The organism is Microlunatus ginsengisoli, from assembly GCF_039537205.1.
Taxonomy (GTDB): domain Bacteria; phylum Actinomycetota; class Actinomycetes; order Propionibacteriales; family Propionibacteriaceae; genus Microlunatus; species Microlunatus ginsengisoli.
In genome coordinates, this window is the sequence record NZ_BAABAB010000031.1 from 102,683 (window position 1) to 108,921 (window position 6,239).

At 72.8% G+C, this 6,239-nt stretch carries 4 protein-coding genes; 3 read left to right on the forward strand and 1 reads right to left on the reverse strand.

Going from position 1 to position 6,239, the window contains the following annotated elements; all coding sequences use genetic code 11:
• Window positions 1–131: 131 nt before the first annotated feature.
• On the reverse strand, window positions 132–1,673 hold the full coding sequence (locus tag ABD747_RS19935; protein ID WP_344807884.1) for a PucR family transcriptional regulator: 1,542 nt from the start codon (window positions 1,671–1,673) through the stop codon (window positions 132–134).
• 125 nt (window positions 1,674–1,798) lie between these two features.
• Between ABD747_RS19935 and ABD747_RS19940 the strand changes: the two genes are divergently transcribed.
• From ABD747_RS19940 to ABD747_RS19950, 3 genes are all read left to right on the forward strand, one after another.
• Window positions 1,799–3,319, forward strand: coding sequence for a sodium:solute symporter family protein (locus ABD747_RS19940; protein ID WP_344807885.1), 1,521 nt, complete (start codon window positions 1,799–1,801; stop codon window positions 3,317–3,319).
• A 90-nt stretch (window positions 3,320–3,409) separates the two neighbouring features.
• Window positions 3,410–4,372 carry an agmatinase gene (gene speB / locus ABD747_RS19945; RefSeq protein ID WP_344807887.1) on the forward strand — a complete coding sequence of 321 codons (963 nt, stop codon included), beginning with the start codon at window positions 3,410–3,412 and terminating at the stop codon, window positions 4,370–4,372.
• Entirely contained in the window at window positions 4,369–6,129 is a 1,761-nt protein-coding gene (locus tag ABD747_RS19950) for a thiamine pyrophosphate-binding protein (RefSeq protein WP_344807889.1), read from the forward strand. Before speB ends, ABD747_RS19950 begins: the two co-directional genes overlap by 4 nt.
• The last annotated feature ends 110 nt before the right edge of the window (window positions 6,130–6,239 follow it).

Sequence of the window (6,239 nt, forward strand, 5' to 3'; positions counted from 1 at the left end):
GAGTGATTCTAGATAATCGTCTGGAATGATTCTAGATAGACCGCTCAGTCGTCTGCCCGGTGCCGCGCTCGGTGCCACGGCCCCGCCCGTCCGATTGTCGTCCTCGGCGCGGCCTCGGGCCAGACCCGGGGTCAACCCGGCTGCTCGACCTCGAGGTGGCCGAGGGCGCGCAGCGCGAGCCACAGCTCGGCCAGATCGGCGGTCGACCGGAGGTTGCGGCCGCTGAGCTCCTCGAACCGCTTGAGCCGATAGGCCAGCGTGTTCGGGTGGACGTGCAGCGCCTCCGCGGTCGGCGCGGTCTGGCGCTCCCGCTCGAGCCAGGTCTGCACCGTCCGGACCAGATCGCTGTCGTGCTCGTCGTCGTAGGCCTGCACGACGCCGAGCACCGAGGCGACCAGGGCGCGCAGGGACGCCGCGTCCTCGACCGTCCAGCGGCCGATGGTGTCACTGCCGTATCGGACGTACGCCAACCCGGCGTCGTCGGCCCGGGCGCAGGCCCACAGTGCCTCCCGTCGCGCCAGGCCGAGCGGGGCGCCGACCTCGAACGGGCGGCTGGCACCGACCCGCAGCTCGGGGATCCCGGCGAGCACGGTCCGCGCGCGCGGACCGGACCGGATCAGCACGTACGCGACGTCGCCGGTGTTCAGCAGCAGATGGGGCAGGCCGCCGTCGGCCAGCGCCCGGGCCACCTCGTCGGCCCGGACCGAACCGGCTGCGCCGGCCCCGGCAGCACGACCCTGCGCGCCGGCGGCACTGCGTAGCGCGATCAGTTGCAGCCGGACGTCGGCGCGAAACCCGACCCGCCGCAGCCGGCGGACGATCGCCTCCGCCGAATGATCTCCCTGGAGCAGGTCGGCGAAGGTCTCCGCACCCTCCCGACGCAGGATCTCCTCACCGTGCCGCCGCATGGTGAGCTGCAGCGCGGCGACGGTCGCGATGTGCTGCACCACGGCCAGTCCGGCGTTGGCGACTCCCTCGCGCTCGAGCGCCAGCAGCCAGCCGCCGGTGCCGCCGGCGACCGGGACGGGCAGCACGAAGCCGCCCGGAACGGTCGGCGGCGCGTCGTCGTCGGTGGGCAGCAGCCGGCGCAGCTCGGGCGGCGGGGCGGCCACGTCGGGGAACAGGGGGGCGCCGGCCACGGTGCACAGATAGAGCCGCAGCCCGGACAGCCGGGAGAGCCGGGCGAACACTTGGCCCTCGTCCAGCTCACCGGAGGTGAGCCAGCGGACGGCGCCGAAGACCTGCAGCTGGGCGTTCAGCCGCTGCGTGCTGTCGGCCTGCACGGCCGCCGCGACCTCCTGGGCGATGGCGATGAACGGCACCGAGAGCGGGACCTCCAGGATCGGGAAGCCGCGCTCGTCGGCTGCCGCCAGCGCCGCCCGGGTGATCCGCGGGGTGTGCAGGTGGGCCGACACCGCGAGCCCCGCGACCCCACCGTCGTCGAGGCGCTCGACGTAGGCGCGCTGCGGTGCCGCGGCCCTCGGCACGCCGAGCCCGGTGGTCATGATCAGCTCGCCGCCGGCCAGCCAGGGGCTGGGGTCGGCCAGCTCGCTGACATGCGCCCAGGCGACCCGGCGTCCGAGCCCGGCGCCGCCGGCCAGCACCTGCATCTGCAGCGCCGGCGACTGGACCAGGCGCTCGACCGTCATCCCACCGAAGCCGTGCTCAACCATCGACCTCCTTTGTGACAAGCCACAAGAATCTGACCAATGTCTGTGTCTACCACGATTGACCGTCGGCAGCGAGTTAGCGAGGATCGATGGCACCCCTCCACCTGACGAGCCAGAAGGAACCGACCATGATCGATCTCGTCATCATCGCCCTCTACATCGCGGGCATGATCGGCATCGGCTTCTATGCCAAGTCCCGCGCGAAGACCGAGTCCGACTTCCTCGTCGCCGGCCGCCGGCTCGGACCGCTGCTCTATTCGGGCACGATGGCCGCCGTCGTCATCGGCGGCGCCAGCACGATCGGCGGCGTCGGGCTCGGCTACCAGTACGGCATCTCCGGCATGTGGCTGGTCTTCGCCATCGGCTGCGGCATCCTGCTGCTGAGCTTCGGCTTCGCCAGCCGGATCAACCGGTTGCAGGTCTACACCGTCGGCCAGATGCTGCAGCTGCGCTACGGACCGGGCGCCAGCCTGATCTCCGGGGTGGTGATGTGGGCGTACACGCTGATGCTCGCGGTCACCTCGACGATCGCGTACGGCACGATCTTCGGTGTCTTGTTCGACCTCGGCAAGGTGCCGTCCATCCTGATCGGCGGCGCGGTGGTGGTCACCTACTCGATGCTCGGCGGCATGTGGTCGATCACGCTGACCGACTTCGTCCAGTTCATCATCAAGACCGTCGGCATCTTCGTGCTGCTGCTGCCGGCCGCGCTGATCAAGGCCGGCGGCTTCGCCGGGCTGAAGGCGCACCTGCCCGCCGACGCGTTCTCGCTGACCCACATCGGCGGTGGCACGATCCTCACCTACTTCGTCATCTACTTCTTCGGCCTGGTGATCGGCCAGGACATCTGGCAGCGCGTCTTCACCGCCCGCAGCGACTCGGTCGCCCGCTGGGCCGGTGGTGCCGCCGGGTTCTACTGCCTGCTGTACGCCGTCGCCGGTGCTCTGATCGGGATGAGCGCGAAGGTGCTGCTGCCGGGCCTGACCGACCGCGACGACGCGTATCCCGAGGTGGTCGAGGCCGTGCTCCCGGTCGGGCTGTCCGGGCTGGTGATCGCCGCCGCGCTGGCCGCGATCATGTCCACCTCCAGCGGCGCCCTGATCGCCACCGCGACCGTTGCCAAGGAGGACATCGTCAGCGCGGTCAAGCGCCGGCTCGGCCGCTCGGCCGATCCCGAGGTGACCGACGAGCCCGGCGCCAGCACCGGCGGCGGCGCCGGTGGCGGGCACGAAGCCGACGAGGTCAAGAACAGCCGCTGGTACATCCTGGTCTTCGGCGTGCTCACGATCGTCATCGCCTGCATCCTCGGTGACGTGGTCGCCGCCCTGACCGTCGCGTACGACATCCTGGTCGGCGGTCTGCTGGTCGCGATCCTCGGCGGCATGCTGTGGAAGCGCGCCACCATCACCGGCGCGCTGGCCAGCATCATCACCGGCACCGTCCTCACCCTGGGCACGATGATCGCGGTGGGCGACATCTACGCCAACTCCCCGATCTTCGCCGGGCTCGCCGGCAGCCTCGTCGCATACGTCGTCGGCAGCCTCGCCAGCAAGCCCACCCCGCAGGCGATCCGGGACGAGTGGGACGCCAGGATCGGCCACGAACGGCACTACGTGGCCCCCTCCGACGAGACCTCGACCACCGTCTGACCGCCCCGGCCACCGAGCACCCGACCCCACGCCACGCCCAAGCCACGCCACGCCACGCCAAGCCACGCCAAGCCACGAGGAGCCCTCGCGATGAGCCAGTCCCCCACCCCCGCCCCGATCGGTCCGCCCGACGCCACCCGCGTCCCCCGCTATGCCGAGCCGGCCACCTTCGCCCGGCTGCCCCGGATCGACCAGGTGTCCCGAGCCGATGTCGCGATCGTCGGCGTGCCGTTCGACTCCGGCGTCAGCTACCGGCCCGGGGCCAGATTCGGACCCGGACACATCCGGGCATCGTCGAAGCTGCTCCGGCCGTACAACCCGGCCCAGGACGTCTCGCCCTGGAACGTGCTGCAGGTGGCCGACGCCGGCGACATCGCGGTGAACCCGTTCGACCTCGGCGAGGCGGTGCAGCAGATCGACACCGCGATCACCGAGGTCCGTTCCGACGGGGCGACAGTGCTCACCCTGGGCGGCGACCACACCATCGCGCTGCCGATCCTGCGGTCGCTGTCCCGCGACCACGGCCCGATCGCGGTGCTCCACTTCGACGCGCACCTGGACACCTGGAACACCTACTTCGGCGCGCCGTACACCCACGGCACCCCGTTCCGGCGGGCGAGCGAGGAGGGTCTGCTCGACCTCGAGCGCTGCCTGCACATGGGCACCCGCGGTCCGCTGTACGCCGACAGCGACCTGGACGACGACGCCCGGCTCGGCTTCGCGGTGGTCCGCTCCGACGACTACGAGGTCGACGGCGTGCGCGGCGCGGTGGACCGGATGCGCGCCCGGCTCGGCGACGCTCCGGTCTACGTATCGATCGACATCGACGTGCTGGACCCCGCCCACGCGCCCGGCACCGGCACCCCCGAGGCCGGCGGGCTGACCAGCCGCGAGTTGCTGAACACGCTCCGCGGGCTGAACGGCCTGAACATTGTCGGCGCCGACATCGTCGAGGTCTCCCCGCCCTACGACCACGCCGAGATCACCGGTATCGCCGCCGCGCACGTCGCCTACGAGCTGCTCTCGGTGCTGGCCAAGGGTCGGCCCGCGTGACGCCGCCCGAGCCCATCGCGGCGCCCGCGAGCCCCGAGCCCGTCGCGCCGCCCGCGAGCCCCGAGCCCCCCGCGGCGTCCGCGAGTCCCGAGCCCGTCGACGGCCCGGCTCTTGCGCGCAACGGCGGCGACCTGGTGGTCGAGACCCTCACCGCGCTGGGCACCGACGTGCTGTTCGGCATCCCGGGCCAGCACGCGCTGGGCCTGTTCGACGCGCTCAGCCGTCACGCCGGAGACGTGCCGCCCGACCGAGGTGGATCGATCCGACTCGTGGCCTCCCGCACCGAGAACAACGCGGCGTTCGCGGCCGACGGCTACGCCCGGGCGACCGGGCGACCCGGCGTGATGTTCGTCTCGACCGGCCCCGGAGCGCTGACCGCGCTGGCCGGCCTGCAGGAGGCGTACGCGACCTCGGTGCCGATCGTGCTGATCAGCAGCCAGATCCCGCGCGCCGGACTCGGCGGGCGGCGGAAGGGCTTCCTGCACCAGCTGGACGATCAGCGGCGCAGCGCCGAGAACGTGGTCAAGCACAGCGAGCTGGTCGAGCACGCGGCCGGGATCGTGCCGGCGCTGCAGCGGGCTTGGCGGACCGCGCTGACGGCGCCGCAGGGACCGGTCTGGGTCGAGATCACCCAGGACACGCTGCTGGAGCCGACCGTGCTGCCGCCCGTGGCCGACGTATCCGGGGCGCCCGAGCCGCTGCCGGCTCGGGCGGAGCTGCTGGACCTCGCGGCGCAGTGGCTCGCCGGTGCGGAGCGTCCGGTGATCCTGGCCGGCGGAGGGGTCCGCCGCGGCCGGGCCGAGGCGGAGCTGCTGGCGGTGGCCGAGGCCGTCCGGGCGCCGGTGGTCTGCACCCCTGGCGGCAAGGGTGCCTTCGACTGGCAGCACCCGCTGTCCGCTCAGTCCTGGGTCGAGGACGTGGCCACCACCGAGCTGCTGGCCGATGCCGACGTCCTGCTGGTGATCGGCACGTCGCTGGGCGAGGTGACGAGCAACTACTTCACCCTGCGCCCGCGGGGCCGGATCGTGCAGATCGACGCCACCGCCAGGGTGCTGGAGTCGAATTTCCCCGCGCTCGGCATCCACGCCGACGCGAAGCTCGCCCTGGCCGGGCTGGCCGAGCGGCTCCAGCCTCGGGCGTCCGACGGACGCGCCGAGGACGCGGTCGAGACGCTGCTGGAGATCGTCGAGGGGCGGCTGGACGGGCAGGACCTGGCGCACGAGCGCGGCGTGCTGGGCGCCATCCGCGCGGCCCTGCCCGACGACGCGCAGACGTTCTGGGACATGACGATCGCCGGCTACTGGGCCTGGTCGTGCTGGGACCCGCGATCCGGAGAGTTCCACTCCGCGCAGGGTGCGGGCGGCATCGGCTGGGCCTACGGCGCAGCCCTCGGTGCCGCAGTCGGCCTCGGCCGCCGGGTGCTGGCGGTGAACGGTGACGGCGGGGCGATGTACGGCATCGGCGAGCTCGCCGTCGCCCGCCAGCACAACCTCCCGGTGACCTGGCTGATCGTCGACGACGGCGGCTACGGGATCCTGCGCGAGTACATGACCGACGCGTTCGGGGCACCGACCGCGACCGAGCTGGTCCGGCCCGACTTCGCCGCGCTCGCCGAGGCCTTCGGGGTGCCCGCCACGGTGACCACGCCGGAGACGCTGCGCGAGGATCTGGTCGACGCCTGGCTCGCCGAGGGCCCGAACGTCGTGGTGCTGCCGACGCGGCTGGCCATGTTCGCCGCCACCCACCTCGGCACCTGAGGTCGGGGCGCCCGGCTGCCCCAGCCGCCCCGGCTGCCCCGCGTGCGCCGGCTGCCCCGACTGCACCAGCTGCCCCGGCCGCCCCGGCCGCCCCGGCCGCCCCGGCCGCC

What these genes read in the sequence shown, in the direction of transcription:
- ABD747_RS19935 (WP_344807884.1), bottom strand. Translation starts at nt 1,673, where the DNA reads ATGGTTGAGCACGGCTTCGGTGGGATGACGGTCGAGCGCCTGGTCCAG.
- speB (WP_344807887.1), top strand. Translation starts at nt 3,410, where the DNA reads ATGAGCCAGTCCCCCACCCCCGCCCCGATCGGTCCGCCCGACGCCACC.
- ABD747_RS19940 (WP_344807885.1), top strand. Translation starts at nt 1,799, where the DNA reads ATGATCGATCTCGTCATCATCGCCCTCTACATCGCGGGCATGATCGGC.